This window comes from Ottowia sp. (assembly GCF_047601385.1).
Taxonomy (GTDB): domain Bacteria; phylum Pseudomonadota; class Gammaproteobacteria; order Burkholderiales; family Burkholderiaceae_C; genus Ottowia.
In genome coordinates, this window is the sequence record NZ_JASGJP010000001.1 from 599,677 (window position 1) to 623,687 (window position 24,011).

The following is a 24,011-nucleotide window of genomic DNA, read 5'->3' on the forward strand; positions in this document are numbered from 1 at the left end:
CGTTTTGCAACTCAAAAGTTGAGCGTGCGCTTGTCCACCGCCAGCGCCGCTTCCTTGGTGGATTCGCTCAAGGACGGGTGCGCGTGGCAGATGCGCGCGATGTCCTCGCTGCTGGCGCGGAAGGCCATGGCGACACACGCCTCGGCGATGAGCTCGCTGGCCATGGGGCCGACGATGTGCACGCCCAGGATTTCGTCCGTGGCCGCGTCGGCCAGGAACTTGACCATGCCGGTGGTGTCGCCCAGCGCGCGCGCGCGGCCGTTGGCGAGAAAGGGAAAGGTGCCGGCCTTGTACTTGACGCCCTGCTCCTTCAGCTGCTGCTCGGTCCTGCCGACCCAGGCGATCTCGGGGCTGGTGTAGATGACCCAGGGCACGAGGTTGAAGTCCACGTGCCCGTGCTGGCCGGCGATGCGCTCGGCCACGGCCACGCCCTCCTCCTCGGCCTTGTGCGCCAGCATGGGGCCGCGCACCACGTCGCCCACGGCCCACACGCCCTTCAGGCTGGTGCGGCAGTCGTCATCGACCACGATGGCGCCGCGCTCGTCCAGCTTCAGGCCCACGGCCTCGGCGTTCAGGCCGGTGGTGTTGGGCACGCGGCCGATGGAGACGATGAGCTTGTCCACCTCCAGCGCCTGGGCCTCGCCCTTGGCGTTGGTGTAGGCCACGCTCACGCCCTTCTTGCCGGACTTGATCTCGCCGACCTTCACGCCCAGCTCGATCTTCAGGCCCTGCTTGTCGAAGGCCTTTTTGGCTTCCTTGGCGATCTGCTCGTCGACGGCGCCCAGGAAGGTCGGCAGCCCTTCGAGCACCGTCACCTCGGCGCCCAGGCGGCGCCACACGCTGCCCATCTCCAGGCCGATCACGCCGGAGCCGATCAGGCCCAGCTTCTTCGGCACGGCGCCGATGCGCAGCGCGCCGTCGTTGGAAAGGACGTTCTCCTCGTCGAACGGCACGCCGGGCAGCGCGCGGGCGTTGGAGCCGGTGGCGACGACGACCTGCCGGCCCACCAGCGTCTCGTCGCCCGCCTTGATCTCGTAGCCGCCATCGACCGCCTTCACGAACGACCCGCGGCCGTGGAAGAAGGTGACCTTGTTCTTCTTGAACAGGTACAGGATGCCGTCGTTGTTCTGCTTCACCACGGCGTCCTTGCGGCCGATCATGGTGGCGACGTCGATCTTCACGTCCTTGGCGGTGATGCCGTGCTCGGCGAAGTGCTTGTTGGCGTGCTCGAAGTGCTCGGAGCTTTGCAGCAGCGCCTTCGACGGGATGCAGCCCACGTTGGTGCAGGTGCCGCCCGGCGCGGGGCCGCCCTGGGCGCTCTTCCACTCGTCGATGCAGGCCACGTTCATGCCCAGCTGGGCGGCCCGGATCGCCGCGATGTAGCCGCCGGGGCCGGCGCCGATGACGATGACGTCGAATTGTTTGTTAGCCATGTGAATTCTTCAGTTCCGGGTCAGGCCCGCTACACACAAGGACACGGCCCGTGAGGGCCGTGTTTCCATCCGTTCAGATATCGAACAGCAGGCGCGCCGGATCCTCCAGCGCCTCCTTCATCGCCACCAGGCCCAGCACGGCCTCGCGGCCGTCGATGATGCGGTGGTCGTAGCTCATGGCGAGGTAGTTCATCGGGCGGACGACGACCTGCCCGTTCTCGACCACGGCGCGATCCTTGGTGGCGTGCACGCCCAGGATGGCCGACTGCGGCGGGTTGATGATGGGCGTGGACATCATGGAGCCGAACACGCCGCCGTTGCTGATCGAGAAGGTACCGCCGGTCATCTCCTCGATACCCAGCTTGCCGTCGCGCGCCTTGGCGCCGAACTCGGCGATCTTCTTCTCGATGTCGGCGAAGCTCATCTGGTCGGCGTTGCGCAGGATCGGCACCACCAGCCCGCGCGGCGAACCGACGGCGATGCCGACGTCGAAGTAGCCGTGGTAGACGATGTCGTTGCCGTCCACGCTGGCGTTGAGCACCGGGTACTTCTTGAGCGCGTGCACCGCCGCCTTGACGAAGAAGCTCATGAAGCCGATCTTGACGCCGTGCTCCTTCTCGAACTTCTCCTGGAAGCGCTTGCGCATATCCATCACCGGCTGCATGTTCACTTCGTTGAACGTGGTGAGGATGGCGTTGGTGGCCTGCGACTGCAGCAGGCGCTCGGCCACGCGGGCGCGCAGGCGCGTCATGGGCACGCGCTGCTCGGGGCGGTTGCCCAGATTGGGCGCGGCGGGGCTGGCGACCTGGGGCAGGCTGCCGGTCGGCGCGCCGGTCGGGATTTGAGCGGGTTTTTGGCCCGCAGCGCCCGCCTGGCCTGCGCCGGCAGCTCCTGATTGAATAGCACCGAGCACGTCGCCCTTGGTCACGCGGCCGTCCTTGCCGGTGCCCGCGACGCCGGACAGGTTGTTGTCCGCCATCAGCTTGGCGGCGGCCGGCATGGCGATGCCGGATTTGTCGCCGCCCGCCGGTGCGGCGGCTGCGGGTGCGGGTGCGGGCGTTGCCGCCGGTGCGGCAGCCGGCGCGGAGGCGGCGCCGGCCACGGCGGCGGTGTCGATGCGGGCCAGCAGCTGGTCGGCCACCACGGTGGCGCCGTCGGCCTCGACGATCTCGGCCAGCACGCCGGCGGCGGGCGCGGGCACTTCCAGCACCACCTTGTCGGTCTCGACCTCGATCAGGATCTCGTCGGCCTTGACGGCCTCGCCGGCCTTTTTCTTCCACTGCAGCAGCGTGGCCTCGGCCACGGACTCGGACAGTTGCGGGACTTTGACTTCAACGATAGCCATGTTCTTTTCCGTTCAGCGTTGGGAGTTGAGCGTTTAGCGCGGGACGTTGGAGCACCTGGGCGCCGAGCGCGAAACGCCCGGCGCCCAACGCTCAACTTATTTCTGAAGCACGAAGCCCTTGATGCGACCGAAGGCGGCGTCGATCAGCCCCTTCTGCTGCTCCTGGTGCAGGTGCGCATAGCCGACGGCCGGCGAGGCCGAGGCGGCGCGGCCGGCGTAGCCGAGCTTCTGGCCGGGCAGCATGTTCTCGTGCACGAGGTGCTGCACGAAGAACCAGGCGCCCTGGTTCTGCGGCTCGTCCTGGCACCAGACGATGTCGGTGGCGTTGGGGTACTTCTTGATCTCGGCGGCGAAGGCCTTGTGCGCGAACGGATAGAGCTGCTCGACGCGGATGATGGCGACGTCGTCGGCTCCTCTCTCGGCGCGCTTCTTGACCAGGTCGTAATACACCTTGCCGGAGCAGGCGATCACGCGCTTGACCTTGTCGGCCTTCAGCTCGCCCTTGTCGCCGATGACAGGCTGGAAGCCGCCCTTGGTGAACTCGGACAGCGGCGAGGTGGCGTCCTTGTTGCGCAGCAGGCTCTTGGGCGTCATGATGACCAGCGGCTTGCGCAGCGGGCGCACCATCTGGCGGCGCAGCACGTGGAAGATCTGGCTGGCGGTGGTGGGCTGCACGACCTGCATGTTGGTGTCGGCGGCCAGCTGCATGAAGCGCTCCAGGCGCGCCGACGAGTGCTCGGGGCCCTGCCCTTCGTAGCCGTGCGGCAGCATCAGCGTGATGCCGTTGACGCGGCCCCACTTGACCTCGCCGGAGGCGATGAACTGGTCGATGAGCACCTGCGCGCCGTTGGCGAAGTCGCCGAACTGCGCCTCCCAGATCACCAGCGTGTTGGGGTCGTTCGACGCATAGCCGTATTCGAAGCCCAGCACGGCCTCCTCGGACAGAATGGAGTCGATGACGACGAACGGCGCCTGATTGTCATTGACGTGCTGCAGCGGGATGTAGGTGCCCTCGTCCCACTTCTCGCGCTTCTGGTTGTGCAGCACGGCGTGGCGGTGCACGAAGGTGCCGCGCCCGCAGTCCTCGCCCGACAGGCGCACCGGGTAGCCGCTGGCCACCAGCGTGGCGAAGGCCATGTGCTCGCCCATGCCCCAGTCGACGTTGACCTCGCCGCGGCCCATGGCGGCGCGGTCCTCCAGCACCTTCTTGACCAGCGTGTGGACGGCGAAGCCCTCGGGCACGGTGGTGATGCGCTCGGCCAGGCGCTTCCACTCGGCCAGCGGGATGGCGGTCTCGGCGGCGTCGGTCCACTTGTGGTGCAGGAAGGGCGACCAGTCGACGGCGTACTTGCTCTTGAAGTTGGTCAGCACCGGGTCCACGGTGTGCTTGCCGGCGTCCATGGCGGCGCGGTAGGCGGCGACCATCTGGTCCGGCCCCTCGGGCGGCAGCACGCCTTGCGTCACCAGCTTGTCGCCGTACAGCTTGCGGGTGCCGGGGTGCTGGCCGATCTTGGTGTACATCAGCGGCTGCGTCAGCATCGGCGTGTCCTGCTCGTTGTGGCCGAGTTTGCGGAAGCACACGATATCGACCACCACGTCCTGGTTGAACTCCTGGCGATATTCCAGCGCGAGCTGGGTGCACAGCACCACGGCCTCGGGATCGTCGCCGTTCACGTGCAGCACGGGCGCCTCGATCATCTTGACGATGTCGGTGCAGTACAGCGTGGAGCGCGAATCGCGCGGGTCGCTGGTGGTGAAACCGATCTGGTTGTTGATGACGAGGTGCACCGTGCCGCCGGTGTAGTAGCCGCGCGTCTGGGCCAGCGCCAGCGTCTCCATCACCACGCCCTGGCCGGCGAAGGCGGCGTCTCCGTGCACCAGCACGGGCAGCACCGAGTCGCCTTCGGCGTCGCCGCGGCGGTCCAGGCGGGCGCGCACGCTGCCTTCCACCACGGGGTTGACGATCTCCAGGTGCGAGGGGTTGAAGGCCAGCGTCAGGTGCACCGGGCCGCCGGCCGTGGACACGTCGGAGCTGAAGCCCTGGTGGTACTTCACGTCGCCGGCCGTCAGTTCCTCGGGGGCGGTGTGGTCGAACTCCGCGAACAGCATGCCGGGCATCTTGCCCAGCGTGTTGACCAGCACGTTCAGGCGGCCGCGGTGGGCCATGCCGATCACGATCTCCTGCACGCCGGCCTTGCCGGCCTCGTTGATCAGCTCGTCCATCGAGACGATGAAGCTCTCGCCGCCTTCCAGCGAGAAGCGCTTCTGGCCGACGTACTTGGTGTGCAGGAAGCGCTCCAGGCCCTCGGCCGCGGTCAGGCGCTCCAGCACGTGCGTCTTTTCCTCGGCGTTGAGCTGCGGGTTGGTGCGCGCGCTCTCCAGCTTCTGCTGCCACCAGCGCTTCTGCGTCTGGTCGGTGATGTACATGTACTCGGCGCCGATGGTGCCGCAGTAGGTCTCGCGCAGCGCGTTCAGCAGTTCGCGCAGCGGCATGTTGTCCTTGCCGAAGAAGGTGTTGCTGGTGTCGAACACCGTCTCCATGTCGGCGTCGGCGAAGCCGTAGAAGGACGGCTCCAGCTCGGGGATGGACGGGCGCTCGGCGCGCTTGAGCGGGTCCAGGTCGGCCCAGCGGGCGCCGACGTTGCGGTACGCGGCGATCAGTTGCTGGACGGCGGTGCGCTTGCGGCCCAGGTCGGAGTCGGCCCCGGAGGCATCGACCACCCGCGTGCCGCCCTGCTTGGCGCGCTCGGCGAAGGCGTTGATGACCGGCATGTGCGGCACGTCGCGCGTGTTGCTGCCGTCGGCGGCGGGCACGTGCTGCAGCGCGTCGAAATACTCGCGCCAGGAATCGGGCACGCTGCCGGGGTTGGCCAGGTAGTTCTCGTACATCTCCTCGACGTACGGCGCGTTGCCGCCGAAGAGGTAGGTGTTGCCCTGGTAGGTCTGGTAAACGGACTTTGTCTCGCTCATTGCTGCGCTGGCCTTTCGCACCCCTGCAGGGCGCTCAAGTTGGTAAATACACCTTCCGCGTCACGGCTGAACCGTAGGGCGGACGCGACTGGCTGGGAAGGGCCGGGTACTTCGCAAAGGGGTGATTCTGCCACCGAACGGCGCGAGGCCGCCGGGCAGAGGAAGTCCTCAGGCCCGGCCTTCGACCATGTCCTTGATCTGCTGGAGCGCGGCCGGGTCTTCCATGGTGGTCAGGTCGCCGGGGTCGCGCCCCTCGCACACCGCCTGCACGGCGCGGCGCAGCAGCTTGCCGGAGCGGGTCTTGGGCAGTACGTTGACGAAGCGCACGCGCGCCGGCCGCGCCACCGCGCCGAGCGAGGCATCGACGGTCTTCATCACCTCGCCCTCCAGCTTGAGCAGCGCGTTCTCGTCGCCCAGGACGCTGGCGTCCCTGAGCACGGCGAAGGCCATGGCGACCTGGCCCTTGAGCTGGTCGGCCACGCCGACCACGGCCACCTCGGCGATGGCCGGGTGGCCGGCGATGGACTCCTCGATCTCGCGCGTGCCCAGGCGATGGCCGGCGACGTTGATCACGTCGTCGGTGCGGCCGAGGATGAAGTAGTAGCCGTCGGCGTCGCGGATGCCCCAGTCGAAGGTGCTGTAGACCAGCTTGTTCGGCACGCTGGACCAGTAGGTGTTGACAAAGCGCTTGTCGTCGCGCCACACGGTCTGCATGCAGCCGGGCGGCAGCGGGCCTTCGATGGCGACCACGCCCTTCTGGTGGGCGCCGGTCAGCTCGGCGCCGGTCTGGTCGTCGAGCAGCTTCACGTCGTAGCCGTACACGGCCTTGCCGGGCGAGCCGAAGCGCGAGGGCTGCGGCTCGACGCCGTTGCAGACGGTGAGGATCGGCCAGCCGGTCTCGGTCTGCCAGTAGTTGTCGATGATGGGCTTGCCCTTGAGGCCCTCGCTGATCCACTGGGCCGTGGGCTCGTCCAGCGGCTCGCCGGCCAGGAACAGGGCGCGCAGGCTGGAAAGGTCGTATTTGCCCAGGTAGGCCGGGTCCTGCTTCTTCAGCACGCGGATGGCGGTGGGCGCGCTGAACATGACGGTGACCTGGTACTTCTCGACCAGCTGCCACCAGATGCCGCCGTCGGGCCGGATGGGTGTGCCCTCGTACATGAGGGTGGCCATGCCGGCGATCAGCGGGCCGTAGACGATGTAGCTGTGGCCCACCACCCAGCCGATGTCGCTGGTGGAGAAATAGGTCTCGCCCGGGCGGCCGTCGAAGATGTATTTCATCGACGCCGCCAGCGCCACCGCGTAGCCGCCGGTGTCGCGCTGCACGCCCTTGGGCTTGCCGGTGGTGCCGCTGGTGTAGAGGGTGTAGCTGGGGTGCGTGGCGTCCACCCACTCGCAGGGCACCTGGGTATCCAGGTGCTGCTCGCGCAGCGGCGCCCACAGGTGGTCGCGGCCTTCGGTCAGCTGCATCGGCGCCAGGCCGCGGTCCACCAGCAGCACGGCCCGCGGCTTGTGCTGGGCCAGGTTGATCGCCTCGTCCAGCAGGTGCTTGTAGGGCACGGCCTTGCCGCCGCGCGAACCGGCGTCGGCGCTGACGATGACGGTGGGTTCGGCATCGTCGATGCGGGTGGCGAGCGAGCCGGAGGCAAAGCCGCCGAACACCACGCAGTGCAGCGCCCCGATGCGCGCGCAGGCCAGCATGGCGAAGGCGGCCTCGGCGATCATGGGCATGTAGATCAGCACGCGGTCGCCCTTGCCCACCCCCAGGCTTCTCAGCGCGGCGGCCATGCGCTGCACCTCGGCGTGCAGCTCGCGGAAGGTGTAGGTCTTTTCCTGCCCGGTCTCGGTGGAGACGAAGATCAGCGCCGGCTGCTCGGCGCGGTCCTTCAGGTGCCGATCGACGGCGTTGTGGCACAGGTTGGTGGTGCCGCCGGCGAACCATTTGGCGAACGGCGGATTGCTGTAGTCGCAGACGGTCTGCGGCGGCGTCTGCCAGTCGATCAGGCGGGCCTGCTCGGCCCAGAAGGCATCGCGGTCGTCGATGGAGCGGCGGTAGAAATCGGCGTAGCGGGTCATGGTGTCTCCTCGGTCCCTGTGGATGGCCTTCGGGCGCGCGCCTTGACCGATGTCAAGAGCGCGATCACCGCGACGGCATTCGGATGGCGCAGCCCTTATTCTGGCGGCCGGGCACTTGCTCGAAGCTGACGCCGGCGCCCGCGCCGTCAGCGCGCCGGGCGGCTCAGGCGCCGGGCGTTGTCCACGGCCCGGCGGTGCACCGGGGCCATGCCGCGCAAGGCCACGTCCAGCGCGGAATCCATCAGATGCCGGCCGGCGTGCGCCGACAGGTGGCCCACGGTCGGCGGGTTCATCCAGCCGCCCAGCGCCACCCGCCACCAGGTCTGGAACCACCACAGCGCGAAACGCTGCTGCGCCAGCACGCCCTGCGACGCCATGGCCAGCCACGATTCCCAGAACGCCTCCACCTTCTCGGCGCCCATGCGGTAGAACTCCCGCTGGTCGCGCGCGTTCGGCACCGGGCCGGCCGCCAGCATGCGGCCGATGCGCAGGGCAACCACCTGCGGCACTGCGCTGGCCAGTTGGCCGGAGCGGCGAGAGAGGCGATAGGGTTTGGTGGACTTCATGGGGTCACTACGCTTTCGATAGCTGCTCGCGCTTGACCAGCAAGCGCTGGAGGCCGATTTCATTCATAAGCCTGGTCAAAGCCGGCTGCGAGGCCGCAGCCTCACCTGATCAGCGCCAGCCAGTCCTTGAAGCGCGGATGCTCGCAACCGCGCAGCCATTCGAAGCCCACCATCTCGGTCGTCACCAGCTCGCAGCCGGCGCCGGCCAGGCGGTCGAAGGCGGCGTCGCGGCTGCGATCGGTGCGCGAGCCGCAGGCGTCGGTCACCACGCACACGTCCCATTCCTGCTCCAGCAGCTCCAGCGCGGTCTGTAGCAGGCAGACGTGGGCCTCGCAGCCGGCCAGCACCAGGGTGCCGCGCTCGGGCTCGGCGGGCTGGGCTTTTTGCAGGTGGCGCGGCAGGCTGCGCGCGTTGCCGCGCGGAGCCTGCGCGGGTGGCGCCAGCACGGCTTGCAGCGCCTCGGTGGCACTGAAGGCCATCTTGTGCACGATGCGGTCGCACAGCAGCGCCAACTCCGGTTCGGTGCCGCCCAGGCGCGCGGGGTTCTGCTCCGACGCCCACACCGGCACACCCAGCAGGCGCGCCATCTGCGCCAGCCGGCGCGCGTTGGCCAGCACGGCAGGCGCGTCGTGGATGGCGGGCATCAGGCGGGCCTGGTAGTCGACCAGCACCAGTTGGGAGTCGTCGGCGTCGAGCAGCATCGGGGAATCTCCTGGGCCAGAAAGCACAAAGGCCGCTGCGGGCGGCCTTTGTGCTGAAACATTCTGGTGGGTGATGCAGGGTTTGAACCTGCGACCCCTGCCGTGTGAAGGCAGTGCTCTACCGCTGAGCTAATCACCCGTCTCCGCCAAACTGGCGAAAGATGGAATTATAGCTCAGCGCGCCGCCACACCGCCTGGACGCCGGCGGCCTTGTCGAGCTGGGCCAGCACTTCCTCGTGCGCGGCCAGCTCCTGCGCGTTGGCGGCGAGCACGGGCAGCGCGAACGTGCTCAGGTCCACGCGTTCGCTCACCGCGCCGGCGGGGCCGACGTCGCCCAGGTCGATCAGCAGCGCCTCCTGCCCGCGCGTGAGGTTGATGTACACGTCGGCCAGCAGCTCGGCGTCGAGCAGCGCGCCGTGCAGCGTGCGGCCGGAGTTGTCCACGCCCAGGCGGTCGCACAGCGCGTCGAGGCTGTTGCGCTTGCCGGGGTAGAGCTGCTTGGCCATGGCCAGCGTGTCGGTGATCTCGGCGACGAAGCTGCGCAGGGGCGGCTTGCCGAGCAGCTCCAGTTCCTTGTTCAGGAAGCCGACGTCGAACGCGGCGTTGTGGATGATGAGTTCGGCGCCTTCGAGGTAGCGCAGGATCTCGTCGGCCAGCTCGGCGAACTTGGGCTTGTCGCGCAGGAACTCGTTGCTGATGCCGTGCACCTTCAGCGCGTCCTCGTGGCTGTCGCGCCCGGGGTTGAAGTAGAAGTGCAGGTTGTTGCCGGTCAGCTTGCGGCCGACCAGCTCCACGCAGCCCAGCTCGATGATGCGGTCGCCGCTTTCGGCCGACAGGCCGGTGGTTTCGGTGTCGAGGACGATCTGGCGCATCATGCCCTCCGCCGGGCCGCCCCAAGGAGGGCATGCGCCCCCTCGGGGGGCAGCGCAGACACGCAGTGCGGCGCGTGGGGGCGAACGTTCATCAGTGATTCTCCTTCGCGTGGTTGATGGAGTAGCGCGGAATCTCCACCGTCAGGTCTTCCTTGGCGACGATGGCCTGGCACGACAGGCGCGACTGCGGCTCCAGGCCCCAGGCGCGGTCGAGCAGGTCTTCCTCCTCCTCCTCGGGCGGGTTCAGCGAGCCGCCGCCCTGGCGCACGATGACGTGGCAGGTGGTGCAGGCGCAGCTCATCTCGCAGGCGTGCTCGATCCCGATGTCGTGCTCGAGCAGCGCCTCGCAGATCGAGTCGCCGACGTTGGCCTGGATTTCGGCGCCTTCGGGGGCGTATTCGGGGTGGGGCAGGATTTTTATCGTGGGCATGTTCTACAGGGACTCGACGCGCTTGCCGGCCAAGGCTTTCTGGATGCTGGCGTTCATGCGCGCGGCGGCGAAGGCTTCGGTGCCGTCGGCCAGCGCTTTGGTGGCCGCCTCGATGGCGGCGGCGTCTTCGCTGTTGGCGGCGATGGCGCGCAAGCCGAGCATCAGCGCGTCGATCCCGGCGCGTTCGACGGCGCTCAGCAGCGCGCCGTCGGCGTCCAGCGCGCTCCGGGTGGCGAGCAGCATGCGGTCGGCATCGACGCGCGCCTCGGCCAGCGCGCGCGCCTTCACGTCCGCCTCGGCGGTGGTGAAGGACTCTTGCAGCATGCGGGCGATCTGCTCGTCGGACAGGCCGTAGCTGGGCTTGACGTCGATGCGCGCCTCCACGCCGCTGGTCTGCTCGCGCGCGCTGACGCTGAGCAGCCCGTCGGCATCGACGGTGAAGGTGACGCGGATGCGCGCCGCCCCCGCCGCCATCGGCGGGATGCCGCGCAGCTCGAAGCGCGCCAGGCTGCGGCAGTCCCGCACCAGGTCGCGCTCGCCCTGCACCACGTGCAGCGCCAGCGCGGTCTGGCCGTCCTTGTAGGTGGTGAAATCCTGCGCCATCGCCACCGGAATGGTCTGGTTGCGCGGCACGATGCGCTCGACCAGGCCGCCCATGGTTTCCAGCCCCAGCGAGAGCGGGATCACGTCCAGCAGCAGCAGGTCGCCCGCCGCATCGTTGCCGGCGAGCTGGTTGGCCTGCACGGCGGCGCCCAGGGCCACCACCTCGTCGGGGTTGAGGTTGGTGAGCGGCTCGCGGCCGAACAGCCCGGCCACCGCGCGGCGGATGACGGGCATGCGGGTAGAGCCGCCGACCAGCACCACGCCCTGGACTTCAGCCGGCGACAGCTTCGCGTCGCGCAGCACGCGGCGCACGGCGTCCGTGCAGCGCACGGTGAGGTCCGCGGTGGCGGACTCGAAGTCAGATTTCTTCAGATCAAATCGGGCTGTAGCGCCCGCCAGACGAGCGCTGAAAGCTACAATTTCGGTAGCGCTCAGCGCCTCCTTGGCGGCGCGGGCGGCAGCGTGCAGCGCGGCCTTGTCGGCGGCGCGGACGGCCTGCCAGCCGGTCTGCGCCAGCACCCAGTCGGCCAGCGCGCGGTCGTAGTCGTCGCCGCCCAGGGCCGAGTCGCCGCCGGTGGCGATGACCTCGAACACGCCCTGCGTCAGCCGCAGGACGGAGATGTCGAAGGTGCCTCCCCCTAAGTCGAACACGGCGTAGACGCCCTCGGCCGCGTTGTCCAGCCCGTAGGCGATGGCGGCGGCCGTGGGCTCGTTGATGAGGCGCAGCACGTTCAGGCCGGCGAGCTGCGCGGCGTCCTTGGTGGCCTGGCGCTGCGCGTCGTCGAAGTAGGCGGGCACGGTGATGACGGCGCCGTACAGGTCGTCCCCCATCGTGTCCTCGGCACGCTGGCGCAGCGTGGCCAGGATCTCCGCGCTGACCTCGACCGGCGACTTGGCACCCTGCACCGTCTGCACGGCCACCATGCCGGGCTGGTCGATCAGCTGGTAGGGCAGCTTGTCGCGGCCGGCGATGTCGGCGATGCCGCGGCCCATCAGGCGCTTGGCGGATGCGATGGTGTTCTCGGCATCCTCGGCGGCCTGGGCCAGCGCGTCGTGGCCGATGCGGCGCCCGCCGCCGGCGAGGTAGCGCACGACGGAGGGCAGCAGCACACGGCCGTCGGCGTCTGGCAGGCACTCGGCCACGCCGTGGCGCACGGCGGCCACCAGCGAATGCGTGGTGCCCAGGTCGATGCCGACGGCGATGCGCCGCTGGTGCGGGTCGGGCGACTGGCCGGGTTCGGAGATTTGCAGCAGGGCCATGGGCTTAGGAAATTGTTGAGCGCTTGCGGTCGATTTCATCCGCCAGGCGGTCCAGGAACATCAGCGCGCGCACCGACTGGGCAGCGGCTGGCCAGTCGGCCTCGGCGTCGATCTGACGCTCAATTTTCGAGAGCAGCTCGCGCCGCAGCGACGCCGACTGCTGGTCGATCTTCTCCATCGACGCGGCGTCATCGGCCTCGTCCAGCGCCTCGCGCAGTTCCATCTGCTGCATCAGGAACTCGGGCGGCATGGCGGTGTTGCGCTCGGCGTCGATGGGCGCGCCGTGCAGCTCGCACAGGTAGGCAGCGCGCCGCATCGGGTCTTTCAGGCGGCGGTGCGCCTCATTGATGCGCGCCGACCACTGCATGGCCACGCGCTGCGCGGCCGGCCCCTGCGCGGCGAAGCGGTCGGGGTGCGCCTCGCGTTGCAGCGCCTTCCAGCGCGCGTCGACGGCGCCCGAGTCCTGCGCGAAGCGCGCGGGCACGTCGAACAGCTCGAAGTCGGTGGATTGCAGGTTCATGAAGACACCATTTCGCGCGGCAGTTCGCTCAGGGCCTCGGGCGGCGCCTCGACGCGCCAGATGTCGACGCAGCAGCCGCAGCCGTCGTTGTCCGAGCAGCGGATGCGCGGGCCCCAGCGGCGGAACCAGGCGTTGACGGCGGCGACCTCGCGCTCGTTGTCTATCGTGACGATCACGGTCGCCGTCGCCATGGCCAGCGGTCAGAGGCTGAGAGTTTTTTGGCCGTGCCCGAAAGGCGCGTCAAAACGCCCCGGATCTAGGCGCAAAGCGCAGACATAGCCTGAGCTATGGCGAGCATTTGCAACGACGAGCCGGGGTGTTTTGGCGTGCAAGGCGGGCATGGACAAGAGACTCTCAGCCTCTCTAGACCCGGAACGATTCGCCGCAGCCGCAGCGGTCGCGCTCGTTCGGGTTGTTGAAGCGGAAGCCCTCGTTCAGCCCCTCGCGCACGTAGTCCAGCTCGGTGCCGTCGATGTAGGCCAGGCTCTTGGGGTCGACCATCAGCTTGACGCCGTGCTGCTCGAACAGCGCGTCCTCGGGCGCGACCTCGTCCACGTATTCCAGCTTGTAGGCCAGGCCCGAGCAGCCGGTGGTCTTGACGCCCAGGCGCACGCCCACGCCCTTGCCGCGCCGGGCGAGGTATTTGGTGACGTGCCGCGCGGCGGCTTCGGTCAGCGAGACGGACATCTCTCTCAGGCGGCGTGCTTGTTCTTGTAATCGGCCACGGCCGCCTTGATGGCGTCCTCGGCCAGGATCGAGCAGTGGATCTTGACCGGCGGCAGCGCCAGCTCCTCGGCGATCTGGCTGTTCTTCAGCTCGGCGGCCTGATCCAGCGTCTTGCCCTTGACCCATTCGGTCACGAGCGAGCTGGAGGCGATGGCCGAGCCGCAGCCGTAGGTCTTGAAGCGCGCGTCCTCGATCACGCCCGTGCTGGGGTTGACCTTGATCTGCAGCTTCATCACGTCGCCGCAGGCCGGCGCGCCGACCATGCCGGTGCCGACCGATTCGTCGCCCTTGTCGAAGCTGCCGACGTTGCGCGGGTTCTCGTAGTGGTCGATGACTTTTTCAGAATAGGCCATGATGTTGCTCCTTCTTTGATAGCTGCCAGCGCTTGTCCATAAAGCGCTGGAGCCCGATTTCATTCAAAACTTCAGTGCGCCGCCCACTGGATGGTGGACAGGTCGATGCCTTCCTGGTGCATCTCCCACAGCGGGGAGAGTTCGCGCAGCTTGGCCACGTTCTCGCGGATGGCCTGGATGGCGTAGTCGATCTCCTCCTCCGTCGTGAAGCGGCCGATGGTCATGCGCAGGCTGCTGTGCGCCAGCTCGTCGCTGCGGCCCAGGGCGCGCAGCACGTAGCTGGGCTCCAGGCTGGCCGAGGTGCAGGCCGAGCCGGACGACACCGCCAGCCCCTTGATGCCCATGATGAGCGACTCGCCTTCGACGAAGTTGAAGCTCATGTTCAGGTTCTGCGGCACGCGGCGCGCCATGCTGCCGTTGATGAACACCTGCTCCACGTCCTTCAGGCCGTCGAGCAGGCGCTTTTGCAGCCGCGCGGCGTGGGCGTTGTCGTCGGCCATCTGTTCCCGGGCAATGCGGTACGCCTCGCCCATGCCGACGATCTGGTGCGTGGGCAGCGTGCCGCTGCGCATGCCGCGCTCGTGGCCGCCGCCGTGCATCTGCGCCTCCAGCCGCACGCGCGGCTTGCGGCGCACGTACAGGGCGCCGATGCCCTTCGGGCCGTAGGTCTTGTGCGCGGTCAGGCTCATGAGGTCGATGGGCAGCGCGCTCATGTCGATCTCGACGCGGCCCGTGGCCTGGGCGGCATCCACGTGCAGCAGCACGCCCTTCTCGCGGCAGATGGCGCCAATGGCGGGAATGTCCTGGATGACGCCGATCTCGTTGTTGACAAACAGGATGCTGGCCAGGATGGTGTCGGGGCGGAGGGTGGCCTTGAACTTCTCCAGGTCGAGCAGGCCGTCTTCCTGCACGTCGAGGTAGGTCACCTCGAAGCCCTGGCGCTCCAGCTCGCGCATGGTGTCGAGCGTGGCCTTGTGCTCGGTCTTGAGCGTGATGAGGTGCTTGCCCTTGCCTTTGTAGAAGTGCGCCGCGCCCTTGAGGGCCAGGTTGGTGGACTCGGTGGCCCCCGAAGTCCAGACGATCTCGCGCGGGTCGGCGCCGATCAGGTCGGCCACTTGCCCGCGCGCCTTCTCGACCGCGGCCTCGGCCTCCCAGCCCCAGGCGTGGCTGCGGCTGGCCGGGTTGCCGAAGTGCTCGCGCAGCCAGGGGATCATGGCGTCCACCACGCGCGGATCGACCGGCGTGGTGGCGCCGTAGTCCATGTAGATGGGGAAGTGCGGCGTCTGGCTCATGGCGTTTTCTTCAAGCTTTTTCGTGGGTTTTCGCAGGCGGGGCAAGCGCCGGCAGCTATTTATTCAGTAGCAATCATTTGCTCGCCACGCCGCCCAGCGCGAACACCGAGTTGGGCGCGTTCACGCGGATCGGCTTGACCACCGGCTGGGCCGAGATGGCGCGCTTGGCGGCGGGCTTGTCCTCGATCTCGACGCCCCTGGCGTGCTGCTCGTCCACCAGCTTCTGCAGGGTGACGGACTCCAGGAATTCGAGCATGCGGGCGTTCAGCGTGGTCCACAGGTCGTGCGTCATGCAGCGGGTGCCGTCGCTCTGGCAGTTTTCCTTGCCGCCGCAGTGGGTGGCGTCCAGCGGCTCGTCCACCGAGACGATGATGTCCGCCACGGTGATCTCGCCCGCCTTGCGCCCGAGCGAATAGCCGCCGCCCGGCCCGCGGGTGGACTCGACCAGTTCGTTGCGGCGCAGCTTGCCGAACAGCTGCTCCAGGTACGACAGCGAGATGTTCTGCCGCTGGCTGATGGCCGCCAGCGTGACCGGGCCGCTGTCCTGGCGCAGCGCGAGGTCGATCATGGCGGTGACCGCGAACCGTCCCTTGGTGGTGAGGCGCATGTGGATTCTCCTGCTCGCTGGGTTGCACTGCGGACTCGGATCGCGGCCCCAAGGGTTTACCCCGGGATTTCGCGGCTCAATTCCGAGTGATTTGATCAAGTATACCGCAAATCCGAGTGCCGCGTGGGGCTTTGCCCGAGCCCGCTTTGTCCTACACGAGGCCGCCACGCGCACCGACATCGTGCGCGGCGGTGCGACGGAACAATGAGCTTTGCATCTACAAAGGAGCGATTGACATGCAACGACCCACTTCCCGCCTGGCCGTGCTCGCCGCCGCCGCCGCACTGGCCGCCGGTCTGGCCGCCTGCAACAAGGCCGACCAGGAAGCCGCCAGAGCCGAGGCGGACAACGCCGTCGCCCGCACCGAGCAGGCCGCGCGCGACGCCCAGGCCCGCGCCGCCGAGGCGGCCCGCGAAGCCCGGCAGGCCACGACCGAGATGGGCCGCGACATCAGGCAGTCGGCCCAGTCCGCCGCCGCCGACGCGAAGGTCGCCGCAGCCAACGCTGGCGCCGACATCAAGCAAGGTGCCAGCGAGCTGAAGGCCGAGGCCGGCGCCGCGCTGTCCAGGGCCGGCGACGCCATCGACGACGTGGCGATCAGCGCCTCGGTGTCGGCCGGCCTGGCGAAAGACCCGGACCTGAGCGCGCTGCGCATCACCGTGGACACCCAGGACGGCGTGGTGTCGCTGAGCGGCCCCGCGCCCTCGGCCGCCGCCAAGGCGCGCGCGGAGACCATCGCCAGGAACGTGAAGGGCGTGAAGTCGGTCCAGAACAACCTGGCCGTGAGCGGCTGACGCGCTGGAGTGCTTTCTGACCGATCCCGTCATCCCCGCCCGCGCGGGGATGAGGGAGGTTGTCGCTGCTGTCTTCTTCGAAAAGCGCGCTATGCCGCCGCGCTGCCCTCGCCCGCCGCGCCGAACACGCGCGACTTCAGCAGCGCCAGCTGGTCGCGCACCCGCGCGGCCTGCTCGAACTCCAGATTGCGGGCGTGGCCCTGCATCTGCTTCTCCAGCCGCTTGATTTCCTTGGCCAGGTCCTTCTCGGACAGCACCAACTCTTCCACCGGCCCGGCAACAACGCTGCGGCGCTCGGCGTCCTTGCCGCTCTTTTCGCTGTACACCCCATCGATCAGATCGCGCACTTCCTTCACGATGCCGCGCGGCGTGATGCCGTGCTCGGCGTTGTAGGCGATCTGCCTGGCGCGCCGGCGCTCGGTCTCGCCGATGGCGCGCTTCATCGAGTCGGTGATGCGGTCGGCGTACAGGATGGCCTTGCCGTTGACGTTGCGCGCGGCGCGGCCGATGGTCTGGATCAGGCTGCGCTCGGCGCGCAGGAAGCCTTCCTTGTCGGCATCCAGGATGGCCACCAGCGACACCTCGGGGATGTCCAGCCCCTCGCGCAGCAGGTTGATGCCCACCAGCACGTCGAACTGCCCCAGCCGCAGGTCGCGGATGATCTCCACCCGCTCCACCGTATCGACATCGCTGTGCAGGTAGCGCACCTTCACGCCGTTGTCCGACAGGTATTCGGTGAGCTGCTCGGCCATGCGCTTGGTCAGCGTGGTGATCAGCACGCGCTCGCGCTGCTCCACGCGCAGGCGGATCTCCTGCAACACGTCGTCCACCTGGTGGGTGGCGGGGCGCACTTCCACCTGCGGGTCCACCAGGCCGGTGGGGCGCACCACCTGCTCCACCACCTGGCCGGCATGCGTCTTCTCGTAGTCGGCCGGCGTGGCGCTGACGAAGACCACCTGCCGCATGCGGCGCTCGAACTCGGCGAACTTCAGCGGCCGGTTGTCCATGGCCGAAGGCAGGCGGAAGCCGTATTCCACCAGCGTGGACTTGCGCGCGCGGTCGCCGTTGTACATGGCGTTGAGCTGGCCGATCATCTGGTGGCTCTCGTCCAGGAACATCAGCGCGTCGCGCGGCAGGTAGTCGGTCAGCGTGGCGGGCGGGTCGCCCGGCTGCGCGCCGGAGAGGTGCCGCGTGTAGTTCTCGATGCCCTTGCAGTGGCCCAGCTCGGTCAGCATCTCCAAATCGAACCGGGTGCGCTGCTCCAGCCGCTGCGCCTCGACCAGCTTGCCCTCGCCGACGAAGTATTTCAGCCGCTCGGCCAGCTCCAGCTTGATGGTCTCCACGGCCGCCAGCGTCTTCTCGCGCGGGGTGACGTAGTGGCTGCTGGGGTAGACCACGAAGCGCGGCACCTTCTGCTGCACGCGGCCGGTGAGCGGGTCGAACAGCGACAGCGCCTCGATCTCGTCGTCGAACAGCTCGATGCGCACCGCCAGCTCGCTGTGCTCGGCCGGGAACACGTCGATGGTGTCGCCGCGCACACGGAAGGCGCCGCGCGCGAAGTCGGTGTCGTTGCGCTGGTACTGCATGCGCACCAACTGCGCGATGCCGTCGCGCTGGCCCAGCTTGCCGCCCACCTTCAGGATCAGCCGCATCTGCAAGTAGTCGTCCGGCGCGCCGATGCCGTAGATGGCGCTCACCGTGCCCACGATCACCACGTCGCGCCGCTCCAGCACGCTCTTGGTGGCCGACAGGCGCATCTGCTCGATGTGCTCGTTGATGGCCGAGTCCTTCTCGATGAACAGGTCGCGCTGCGGCACGTAGGCCTCGGGCTGGTAGTAGTCGTAGTAGCTGACGAAGTACTCCACCGCGTTCTTCGGGAAGAACTCGCGGAACTCGCTGTAGAGCTGCGCCGCCAGCGTCTTGTTGGGCGCGAACACGATGGCCGGCCGCCCCAGCCGGGCGATGACGTTGGCCATGGTGAAGGTCTTGCCCGAGCCGGTCACGCCCAGCAGGGTCTGGAACGCCTCGCCGTCCTGCACGCCCTCCACCAGCGCCTCGATGGCCGCCGGCTGGTCGCCCGCCGGCGGGTAGGGCTGGTAGAGCTGGAACGGGGAATCGGGGAAGCTGACGAACTGGCCGCCCGCCTGCGGGGGGGCGATGGAGACTTCTTGCACGCGCATGCCGGCATTGTCCTCCCGCCGCGCCGAGCGCGGCGCGGTGGCAGAAAACGCGCGACGAATGTCGTTGCTGCCAGCGCCGCGCGCTGCCATAGTCGCCGGCATGCCGCGCCAGCCCCGCTCCACCCGCCCTGCCCGCCCGCCCCTGGCCGCCCGGGGCGCGCCGCACCGGGTCGTCTGCCTGGCCTTCCCGCAGGTGATGAGCCTGGACGTCACCGGCCCCTTGCAGGTGTTCGCCACCGCCAACGACCTGCGCCGCAGCCACGGGCTGGCGCCGCGCTACCAGCTGGAGCTGGCCGGGCCGGAGGCGGGCGTGGTCGCCACCTCGGCCGGCATCGGCCTGGTGGCCACCCGCGCCTGGCGCGACGTGAAGGGCGGCGCCCGCTGCACGCTGCTGGTGCCCGGCGGTGACGGCATCGACGCCGCGCTGCAGGGCGGCGAGCTGCTGGCCCAGCTGCGGCGGCTGGCGCCCCGCGCGGGCCGGGTGGGCTCGGTGTGCTCGGGCGCCCTGGCGCTGGGGCAGGCCGGGCTGCTGGACGGCGTGCTGGCCACCACGCACTGGTCGCGCGCCGAGCAGCTGCGCCAGTGCGCCCCGCGCGCCAGCGTGGAGACCGACCGCCTGCACACCTTCGACGCCGCGCACCCGGTGCGCTCGCGCCGCTTCACCTCGGCCGGCGTCACCGCCGGCATCGACCTGGCGCTGGCCCTGGTGGAGGCCGACTGCGGCCGGCCGCTGGCGCTGGCGGTGGCGCGGCAGCTGGTGATGTTCATGCGCCGCCCCGGCGGGCAGGCGCAGTTCAGCCCGCTGCTGGCGCCCGGGCCGGTGCACGCGCCGCGGCTGGCGCGGCTGCTGGAGTGGATCCCGGGCCAGATCGGCGCCCCGCTGACGGTGGACCGGCTGGCCGAGCAGGCCTGCCTGCCGCCGCGCACGCTGGCGCGCGCCTTCCGGCAGGAGCTGGGCACCACGCCGGGCCGCTACGTCGAGCAGGTGCGGCTGGAAGCCGCCTCGGCCCTGCTGGGGCAGCGCCAGGCCTCGGTGGCGACGGTGGCGCGCCTGTGCGGCTTCGGCCACCCGGACACGCTGCGCCGCAGCTTCCAGCGCCACCTGGCGATCAGCCCGCGCGCCTTCAGCGAGCGCTTCGGCGACGGCTAGGGCGCGCCGCGCCTCGGCATCGAAAACTACATTTTTCATAGCTGCTCGCGCTTGATGGGCGGGCGCTGGAGCCACTTTTTTCCTAAAACCCACTCGCCCAGGCACCTCCGTCATGAAAACCCCTGCCCAGGATCTCGCCGTGCTGGCCATCGGCCAGGCGCTCACCAGCACCGTCGTCTCGCTGCTCACCGCCGTCTCCAGCCTGTCGGGCGAGCACCTGGCGCCCTCGCCCGCGTTCAGCACCCTGCCGGTGACGGCCACCGTGCTGGGCGCGCTGGCCATGGTGTACCCGGCCTCCACGCTGATGGGCCGGCTGGGCCGGCGCAGCGGCTTCCTGCTCAAGGCGCTGGCCGGCATCGCCGGCGGCGCCCTGGGCTGCGCGGCGCTGTGGGCGCACAGCTTCGCCCTGCTGGTGGCGGGCGCCTTCCTGCTGGGCGTGTTCAGCGCCTTCGGCCAGTACTACCGCTTCGCCGCCATCGACGCCACCCGCGACGCCACCGAGCGCACCCGCGCCGTATCGCTGGTGATGGGCGCGGGCGTGGCCGGCGGCATCGCCGGCCCCTGGCTGGGCAGCGCCAGCGGCGCGTGGTGGCCCGGCGTGCCCTATGCCGGCGCGTTCGCCGCGCTCGCGCTGGTGTGCGTGGCGCTGGCGGTGTCGCAGCTCTTCCTGTCCACCGGGCTGGGGCGGCAGGACGCGGCGGCTCCCCTGCCCACGGACAGCGCGGGCGGCCGCGCCGCGCTGGGCGCGGACTTCTACGCCGCCACCGCGCTGTGCGCCATCGGCTTCGCCGTGATGACGCTGGTGATGAACGCGGCGCCGCTGTCCATGCACCATGGCGGGCATTCGCTGCGCGACTCCTCGCGGGTGTTGCAGGCGCACTTCGCGCTGATGTACCTGCCGGCCTTCGCCACCCCCTGGCTGGCGGCGCGGCTGGGCCTGCGCGGGCTGGTGGCGGCCGGCCTCGCGGCGGGCGCGGCCGGCTGCGCACTGGCCCAGTGGCCCACACAAAGCTTCGGTCTGTACATGGTCGAGCTGGGCCTGGCCGGCGTGGCCTGGAGCTTCATCTTCAACGGCGCCACGCTGCTCACGGCCCAGACCTACCCGGCGGCGCAGCGCGCGCGGGCGCAGGGCCTCAACGCCAGCCTGGTCTACCTGGCCAACGTGGCCGCCGCGCTCGCCGCCGGCGGGCTGCTGCACTGGCAGGGCTGGGCGGCGGTCAACCTGGCCTGCCTGCCCTTGCTGGCGGCGGGCGCGTGGCTGCTGGCGCGGCGGGCGGCATAGAATCCAAGGGTTATCCAGTACTGGACTTTCTCCCCTCAACACCGCAGGCCCTGCCATGTCCCTTTTCTCCGCCGTCGAACTCGCCCCGCGTGACCCGATCCTGGGGCTGAACGAGCAATTCGCCGCCGACACCAACCCCCGCAAGGTCAACCTCGGCGTCGGCGTGTACTTCGACGACGACGGCAAGCTGCCCCTGCTGAAATGCGTGCAGGCGGCCGAGAAGGCGCTGATGGACGCGCCCAAGCCGCGCGGCTACCTGCCCATCGACGGCATCGCCGCGTACGACGCCGCCGTCAAGGGGCTGGTGTTCGGCGAAGGCAGCGAGCCCGTCAAGAGCGGCCGCGTCGCCACCGTGCAGGGCCTGGGCGGCACCGGCGGGCTGAAGATCGGCGCCGACTTCCTGAAGAAGCTCTCGCCGGACGCCAAGGTGCTCATCAGCGACCCGAGCTGGGAGAACCACCGCGCCTTGTTCACACAGGCCGGCTTCGAGGTCGGCACCTACCGCTATTACGACGCCGCCAAGCGCGGCGTGGATTGGGGCGGCATGCTGGCCGACCTGAAGGCCGCCGCGCCCGGCACCATCGTGGTGCTGCACGCCTGCTGCCACAACCCCACCGGCTACGACATCACGCCCGCGCAGTGGGACCAGGTGATCGCCACGGTGAAGGAGCGCAAGCTCACGCCCTTCCTCGACATGGCCTACCAGGGCTTCGCCCAGGGCATCGCCGAGGACGGCGCCGTGGTCGGCAAGTTCGTCGCCGCCGGGCTGGACTTCTTCGTCTCCACCTCGTTCAGCAAGAGCTTCAGCCTGTACGGCGAGCGCGTGGGCGCGCTGTCGGTGCTGTGCGCCAGCAAGGACGAGGCCGACAAGGTGCTGAGCCAGCTCAAGATCATGATCCGCACCAACTACAGCAATCCGCCCACGCACGGCGGCGCCGTGGTGGCCATGGTGCTGGGCGATCCCAAACTGCGCGCGCAGTGGGAGGAGGAACTGGCCGGCATGCGCACCCGCATCAAGGCCATGCGCCAGAAGCTGGTGGAGGGCCTCGCGGCCGCCGGCGTGAAGCAGGACATGGGCTTCATCACCACCCAGGTGGGCATGTTCAGCTACTCGGGCCTCAGCAAGGAACAGATGCAGCGCCTGCGCAGCGAGTTCGGCGTGTACGGCACCGACACCGGCCGCATGTGCGTGGCGGCGCTGAACAGCAAGAACGTGGACTACGTGTGCCAGGCCATTGCGAAAGTCGTGTAACACGCCCCCGACTCGCTTCGCGCTTTCCCCCTCCCTCGAATTGCCATGCAATTCGGGAACGGGGACACCGCCAGGGCCTGCCCTCGATTCCGATCTGACCCATGCAGCAGGGCCGCATGAAAACAAAAATACTATTCGTGGCCTGGCTAGGAGCATGGGCAACAGCCCAAACACCCCCATCCTTCGCCGATGAGGCCAATGGGAAGAGCCTCTATTCGCAAAGATGCGCCATGTGCCACGGGGTAGATCTCAAAGGAACAGGGCCGCTGGCGAATAAAAGCAACCCTCCTACACCTGACCTGACGACACTCGCCTTCAAAAAACGGCTGAATGATTATCCGGGCGTTATCGTGTCGTCGGTCGTACTCCGCCCCAATGGAGACTTGATTCCAAGAACCTTGCAAGAGAATGGCGTGAAGCTGCCGCCGTTTGCTTGGAGGATCAAGGACCTGCGCGATGTGAATCAATACATGAGCGGGATGATTTCAAGAAGCCGATGATCTTGAAATGAGAAGTGCGACTTGAGAGCCCGTGTGACGCTGCCAGCCCATTCGTTGCCAGGAGGTGAAATGAGCTCTGTCAAAGACATTTCCAGCACTTACCTGCACTTCCAGGACAGCGGACGAGTCGATGCGATTCCTGTCTCGGCGTCGTTCTGGGCGGAGGTGATGGCGGGCAGACATCCACAGCTGAATCAGGGCCGGCTCATGACGGCCTTCACCTTCTCCGAACCGTGGGCCACGTGGGAGCGTCATCCCGCCGGGGAAGAACTGGTCATGCTGCTCTCGGGCGCCGTCACCCTGCTGCTCGAAGAATCCGGGCAGGAGCAAGCGGTACAACTGAACAGTCCCGGCTCGTACGTCGTCGTGCCGAGAAACGTCTGGCACACGGCGAGAACCGCAGCGCCCACCACCATGCTGTTCATGACCCCTGGCGCCGGCACGGAGCACCGTCCGGTGGTCGCCTAGCCATTCATCCAGCTTGCTTGTTATCGACCAAGCGCTGGCCAACCCGGCCAACCGCGCCATCCTGCAACGCCTGCCGGCGCTCGGCCTGCCCGATGCCTGGCTGGTGGCCGGCTGCCTGTTCCAGACGGTATGGAACCTGCGCGGCGGCCGTCCGCCGGCCGAGGGCATCCGCGACTACGACCTCTTCTACTTCGACGCCGCTGACCTGTCCGCCGAAGCCGAGAACGCCGTCGGCCACCGCGTGCAGGCCGCCTGCGCCGACCTGGGCGTGACGCTGGAGGTGAAGAACCAGGCCCGCGTCCACACCTGGTACGAGGCGTACTTCGGCGCGCCCTACAGCCCGCTGCGCAGTTCGACGGAGGGCATCGACCGCTTCCTGGTGGACGGCACCTGCGTCGGCCTGCAACCGCGCCCCGGCGGCCTGACGCTCTACGCACCGGACGGCCTGGACGGGCTGATGCAAGGCGTGCTGCGCCCCAACCGGCGCAGCCCCGACGCGCGCCTGTACGCGGCCAAGGCGCGCGACTACCAGCGCCGCTGGCCCTGGCTGCGGGTGCTGGACCAGGTGGCACAGCCGGCTGCCGAGGCCCTTCTCGTGCACGGGATGGCCGCGCCCTAACCCCAGGTCCTCTCC

Annotated in this window: 23 protein-coding genes and 1 tRNA gene; 7 read left to right on the top strand and 17 right to left on the bottom strand. The window is 68.9% G+C overall.

The window, feature by feature from the left end; genetic code table 11:
- Window positions 1–11: 11 nt before the first annotated feature.
- The 16 genes from lpdA to iscR form a co-directional block, all read right to left on the bottom strand.
- A complete protein-coding gene (gene lpdA, locus QM772_RS02945; RefSeq protein ID WP_415133971.1) occupies window positions 12–1,433 on the bottom strand; it encodes a dihydrolipoyl dehydrogenase in 1,422 nt (473 codons plus the stop codon).
- Between the two features lie 73 nt (window positions 1,434–1,506).
- Window positions 1,507–2,778 carry a 2-oxoglutarate dehydrogenase complex dihydrolipoyllysine-residue succinyltransferase gene (gene odhB, locus QM772_RS02950; RefSeq protein WP_415133972.1) on the bottom strand — a complete coding sequence of 424 codons (1,272 nt, stop codon included), beginning with the start codon at window positions 2,776–2,778 and terminating at the stop codon, window positions 1,507–1,509.
- 96 nt (window positions 2,779–2,874) lie between these two features.
- Window positions 2,875–5,748: a 2-oxoglutarate dehydrogenase E1 component gene (locus tag QM772_RS02955; RefSeq protein WP_415133973.1), complete on the bottom strand. Its 2,874-nt coding sequence runs from the start codon at window positions 5,746–5,748 to the stop codon at window positions 2,875–2,877.
- 168 nt (window positions 5,749–5,916) lie between these two features.
- Window positions 5,917–7,845: a propionate--CoA ligase gene (locus QM772_RS02960; RefSeq protein ID WP_415139428.1), complete on the bottom strand. Its 1,929-nt coding sequence runs from the start codon at window positions 7,843–7,845 to the stop codon at window positions 5,917–5,919.
- Window positions 7,846–7,967: 122 nt separating this feature from the next.
- The gene (locus QM772_RS02965; RefSeq protein ID WP_415133974.1) at window positions 7,968–8,387 is read right to left on the bottom strand and encodes a polyhydroxyalkanoate granule-associated phasin; all 420 of its coding nucleotides are present in this window, start codon (window positions 8,385–8,387) and stop codon (window positions 7,968–7,970) included.
- Between the two features lie 101 nt (window positions 8,388–8,488).
- Complete coding sequence (locus QM772_RS02970) at window positions 8,489–9,088, bottom strand: isochorismatase family protein (protein WP_415133975.1); 600 nt, start codon at window positions 9,086–9,088, stop codon at window positions 8,489–8,491.
- A gap of 64 nt (window positions 9,089–9,152) precedes the next feature.
- Window positions 9,153–9,227: transfer RNA gene (locus QM772_RS02975), tRNA-Val, on the bottom strand.
- 28 nt (window positions 9,228–9,255) lie between these two features.
- Entirely contained in the window at window positions 9,256–9,963 is a 708-nt protein-coding gene (gene dnaQ, locus QM772_RS02980; RefSeq protein ID WP_415133976.1) for a DNA polymerase III subunit epsilon, read from the bottom strand.
- 88 nt (window positions 9,964–10,051) lie between these two features.
- Window positions 10,052–10,390 (bottom strand): ISC system 2Fe-2S type ferredoxin, encoded by a 339-nt coding sequence (fdx, locus tag QM772_RS02985; protein WP_415133977.1) that lies wholly within the window; start codon window positions 10,388–10,390, stop codon window positions 10,052–10,054.
- Between the two features lie 3 nt (window positions 10,391–10,393).
- Window positions 10,394–12,253: a Fe-S protein assembly chaperone HscA gene (gene hscA / locus QM772_RS02990; protein WP_415133978.1), complete on the bottom strand. Its 1,860-nt coding sequence runs from the start codon at window positions 12,251–12,253 to the stop codon at window positions 10,394–10,396.
- Between the two features lie 4 nt (window positions 12,254–12,257).
- A complete protein-coding gene (gene hscB, locus QM772_RS02995; RefSeq protein ID WP_415133979.1) occupies window positions 12,258–12,773 on the bottom strand; it encodes a Fe-S protein assembly co-chaperone HscB in 516 nt (171 codons plus the stop codon).
- Window positions 12,770–12,964 carry a hypothetical protein gene (locus tag QM772_RS03000; protein ID WP_415133980.1) on the bottom strand — a complete coding sequence of 65 codons (195 nt, stop codon included), beginning with the start codon at window positions 12,962–12,964 and terminating at the stop codon, window positions 12,770–12,772. Before QM772_RS03000 ends, hscB begins: the two co-directional genes overlap by 4 nt.
- Before the next feature lie 172 nt (window positions 12,965–13,136).
- Window positions 13,137–13,460, bottom strand: a complete 324-nt coding sequence (gene iscA, locus QM772_RS03005; protein ID WP_415133981.1) for an iron-sulfur cluster assembly protein IscA — start codon at window positions 13,458–13,460, stop codon at window positions 13,137–13,139.
- A 5-nt stretch (window positions 13,461–13,465) separates the two neighbouring features.
- Entirely contained in the window at window positions 13,466–13,852 is a 387-nt protein-coding gene (gene iscU / locus QM772_RS03010) for a Fe-S cluster assembly scaffold IscU (RefSeq protein ID WP_415133982.1), read from the bottom strand.
- A gap of 71 nt (window positions 13,853–13,923) precedes the next feature.
- Complete coding sequence (locus QM772_RS03015) at window positions 13,924–15,144, bottom strand: IscS subfamily cysteine desulfurase (protein WP_415133983.1); 1,221 nt, start codon at window positions 15,142–15,144, stop codon at window positions 13,924–13,926.
- A gap of 73 nt (window positions 15,145–15,217) precedes the next feature.
- Window positions 15,218–15,751: a Fe-S cluster assembly transcriptional regulator IscR gene (iscR, locus tag QM772_RS03020; RefSeq protein WP_415133984.1), complete on the bottom strand. Its 534-nt coding sequence runs from the start codon at window positions 15,749–15,751 to the stop codon at window positions 15,218–15,220.
- A 236-nt stretch (window positions 15,752–15,987) separates the two neighbouring features.
- Here iscR and QM772_RS03025 point away from each other — a divergent pair, with 236 nt between their 5' ends.
- Entirely contained in the window at window positions 15,988–16,545 is a 558-nt protein-coding gene (locus tag QM772_RS03025) for a BON domain-containing protein (protein WP_415133985.1), read from the top strand.
- A gap of 89 nt (window positions 16,546–16,634) precedes the next feature.
- On the opposite strand, the gene uvrB is transcribed toward QM772_RS03025, so the two are convergent.
- A complete protein-coding gene (gene uvrB, locus QM772_RS03030; protein WP_415133986.1) occupies window positions 16,635–18,725 on the bottom strand; it encodes an excinuclease ABC subunit UvrB in 2,091 nt (696 codons plus the stop codon).
- Window positions 18,726–18,825: 100 nt separating this feature from the next.
- Here uvrB and QM772_RS03035 point away from each other — a divergent pair, with 100 nt between their 5' ends.
- The 6 genes from QM772_RS03035 (at window position 18,826) to QM772_RS03060 (ending at window position 23,996) form a co-directional block, all read left to right on the top strand.
- Window positions 18,826–19,875 carry a GlxA family transcriptional regulator gene (locus tag QM772_RS03035; RefSeq protein ID WP_415133987.1) on the top strand — a complete coding sequence of 350 codons (1,050 nt, stop codon included), beginning with the start codon at window positions 18,826–18,828 and terminating at the stop codon, window positions 19,873–19,875.
- A 112-nt stretch (window positions 19,876–19,987) separates the two neighbouring features.
- Complete coding sequence (locus QM772_RS03040; protein ID WP_415133988.1) at window positions 19,988–21,157, top strand: MFS transporter; 1,170 nt, start codon at window positions 19,988–19,990, stop codon at window positions 21,155–21,157.
- A gap of 55 nt (window positions 21,158–21,212) precedes the next feature.
- A complete protein-coding gene (locus QM772_RS03045) occupies window positions 21,213–22,409 on the top strand; it encodes an aromatic amino acid transaminase (RefSeq protein WP_415133989.1) in 1,197 nt (398 codons plus the stop codon).
- 116 nt (window positions 22,410–22,525) lie between these two features.
- On the top strand, window positions 22,526–22,909 hold the full coding sequence (locus QM772_RS03050; RefSeq protein WP_415139430.1) for a c-type cytochrome: 384 nt from the start codon (window positions 22,526–22,528) through the stop codon (window positions 22,907–22,909).
- A 69-nt stretch (window positions 22,910–22,978) separates the two neighbouring features.
- Window positions 22,979–23,377, top strand: a complete 399-nt coding sequence (locus QM772_RS03055; RefSeq protein ID WP_415133990.1) for a cupin domain-containing protein — start codon at window positions 22,979–22,981, stop codon at window positions 23,375–23,377.
- 22 nt (window positions 23,378–23,399) lie between these two features.
- Window positions 23,400–23,996, top strand: coding sequence for a nucleotidyltransferase family protein (locus QM772_RS03060; RefSeq protein WP_415139432.1), 597 nt, complete (start codon window positions 23,400–23,402; stop codon window positions 23,994–23,996).
- The last annotated feature ends 15 nt before the right edge of the window (window positions 23,997–24,011 follow it).

Bases quoted from the DNA above. Each gene is read 5' to 3' on its own strand.
- QM772_RS03050 (WP_415139430.1), top strand. From the start codon at position 22,526: ATGAAAACAAAAATACTATTCGTGGCCTGGCTAGGAGCATGGGCAACA.
- QM772_RS03045 (WP_415133989.1), top strand. From the start codon at position 21,213: ATGTCCCTTTTCTCCGCCGTCGAACTCGCCCCGCGTGACCCGATCCTG.
- hscB (WP_415133979.1), bottom strand. From the start codon at position 12,773: ATGAACCTGCAATCCACCGACTTCGAGCTGTTCGACGTGCCCGCGCGC.
- iscU (WP_415133982.1), bottom strand. From the start codon at position 13,852: ATGGCCTATTCTGAAAAAGTCATCGACCACTACGAGAACCCGCGCAAC.
- QM772_RS03035 (WP_415133987.1), top strand. From the start codon at position 18,826: ATGCCGCGCCAGCCCCGCTCCACCCGCCCTGCCCGCCCGCCCCTGGCC.
- dnaQ (WP_415133976.1), bottom strand. From the start codon at position 9,963: ATGATGCGCCAGATCGTCCTCGACACCGAAACCACCGGCCTGTCGGCC.
- QM772_RS03055 (WP_415133990.1), top strand. From the start codon at position 22,979: ATGAGCTCTGTCAAAGACATTTCCAGCACTTACCTGCACTTCCAGGAC.
- QM772_RS03025 (WP_415133985.1), top strand. From the start codon at position 15,988: ATGCAACGACCCACTTCCCGCCTGGCCGTGCTCGCCGCCGCCGCCGCA.
- QM772_RS02965 (WP_415133974.1), bottom strand. From the start codon at position 8,387: ATGAAGTCCACCAAACCCTATCGCCTCTCTCGCCGCTCCGGCCAACTG.
- iscA (WP_415133981.1), bottom strand. From the start codon at position 13,460: ATGTCCGTCTCGCTGACCGAAGCCGCCGCGCGGCACGTCACCAAATAC.
- uvrB (WP_415133986.1), bottom strand. From the start codon at position 18,725: ATGCGCGTGCAAGAAGTCTCCATCGCCCCCCCGCAGGCGGGCGGCCAG.
- QM772_RS03015 (WP_415133983.1), bottom strand. From the start codon at position 15,144: ATGAGCCAGACGCCGCACTTCCCCATCTACATGGACTACGGCGCCACC.
- lpdA (WP_415133971.1), bottom strand. From the start codon at position 1,433: ATGGCTAACAAACAATTCGACGTCATCGTCATCGGCGCCGGCCCCGGC.
- odhB (WP_415133972.1), bottom strand. From the start codon at position 2,778: ATGGCTATCGTTGAAGTCAAAGTCCCGCAACTGTCCGAGTCCGTGGCC.
- iscR (WP_415133984.1), bottom strand. From the start codon at position 15,751: ATGCGCCTCACCACCAAGGGACGGTTCGCGGTCACCGCCATGATCGAC.
- QM772_RS03040 (WP_415133988.1), top strand. From the start codon at position 19,988: ATGAAAACCCCTGCCCAGGATCTCGCCGTGCTGGCCATCGGCCAGGCG.
- QM772_RS03000 (WP_415133980.1), bottom strand. From the start codon at position 12,964: ATGGCGACGGCGACCGTGATCGTCACGATAGACAACGAGCGCGAGGTC.
- QM772_RS02970 (WP_415133975.1), bottom strand. From the start codon at position 9,088: ATGCTGCTCGACGCCGACGACTCCCAACTGGTGCTGGTCGACTACCAG.
- hscA (WP_415133978.1), bottom strand. From the start codon at position 12,253: ATGGCCCTGCTGCAAATCTCCGAACCCGGCCAGTCGCCCGACCCGCAC.
- QM772_RS02955 (WP_415133973.1), bottom strand. From the start codon at position 5,748: ATGAGCGAGACAAAGTCCGTTTACCAGACCTACCAGGGCAACACCTAC.
- fdx (WP_415133977.1), bottom strand. From the start codon at position 10,390: ATGCCCACGATAAAAATCCTGCCCCACCCCGAATACGCCCCCGAAGGC.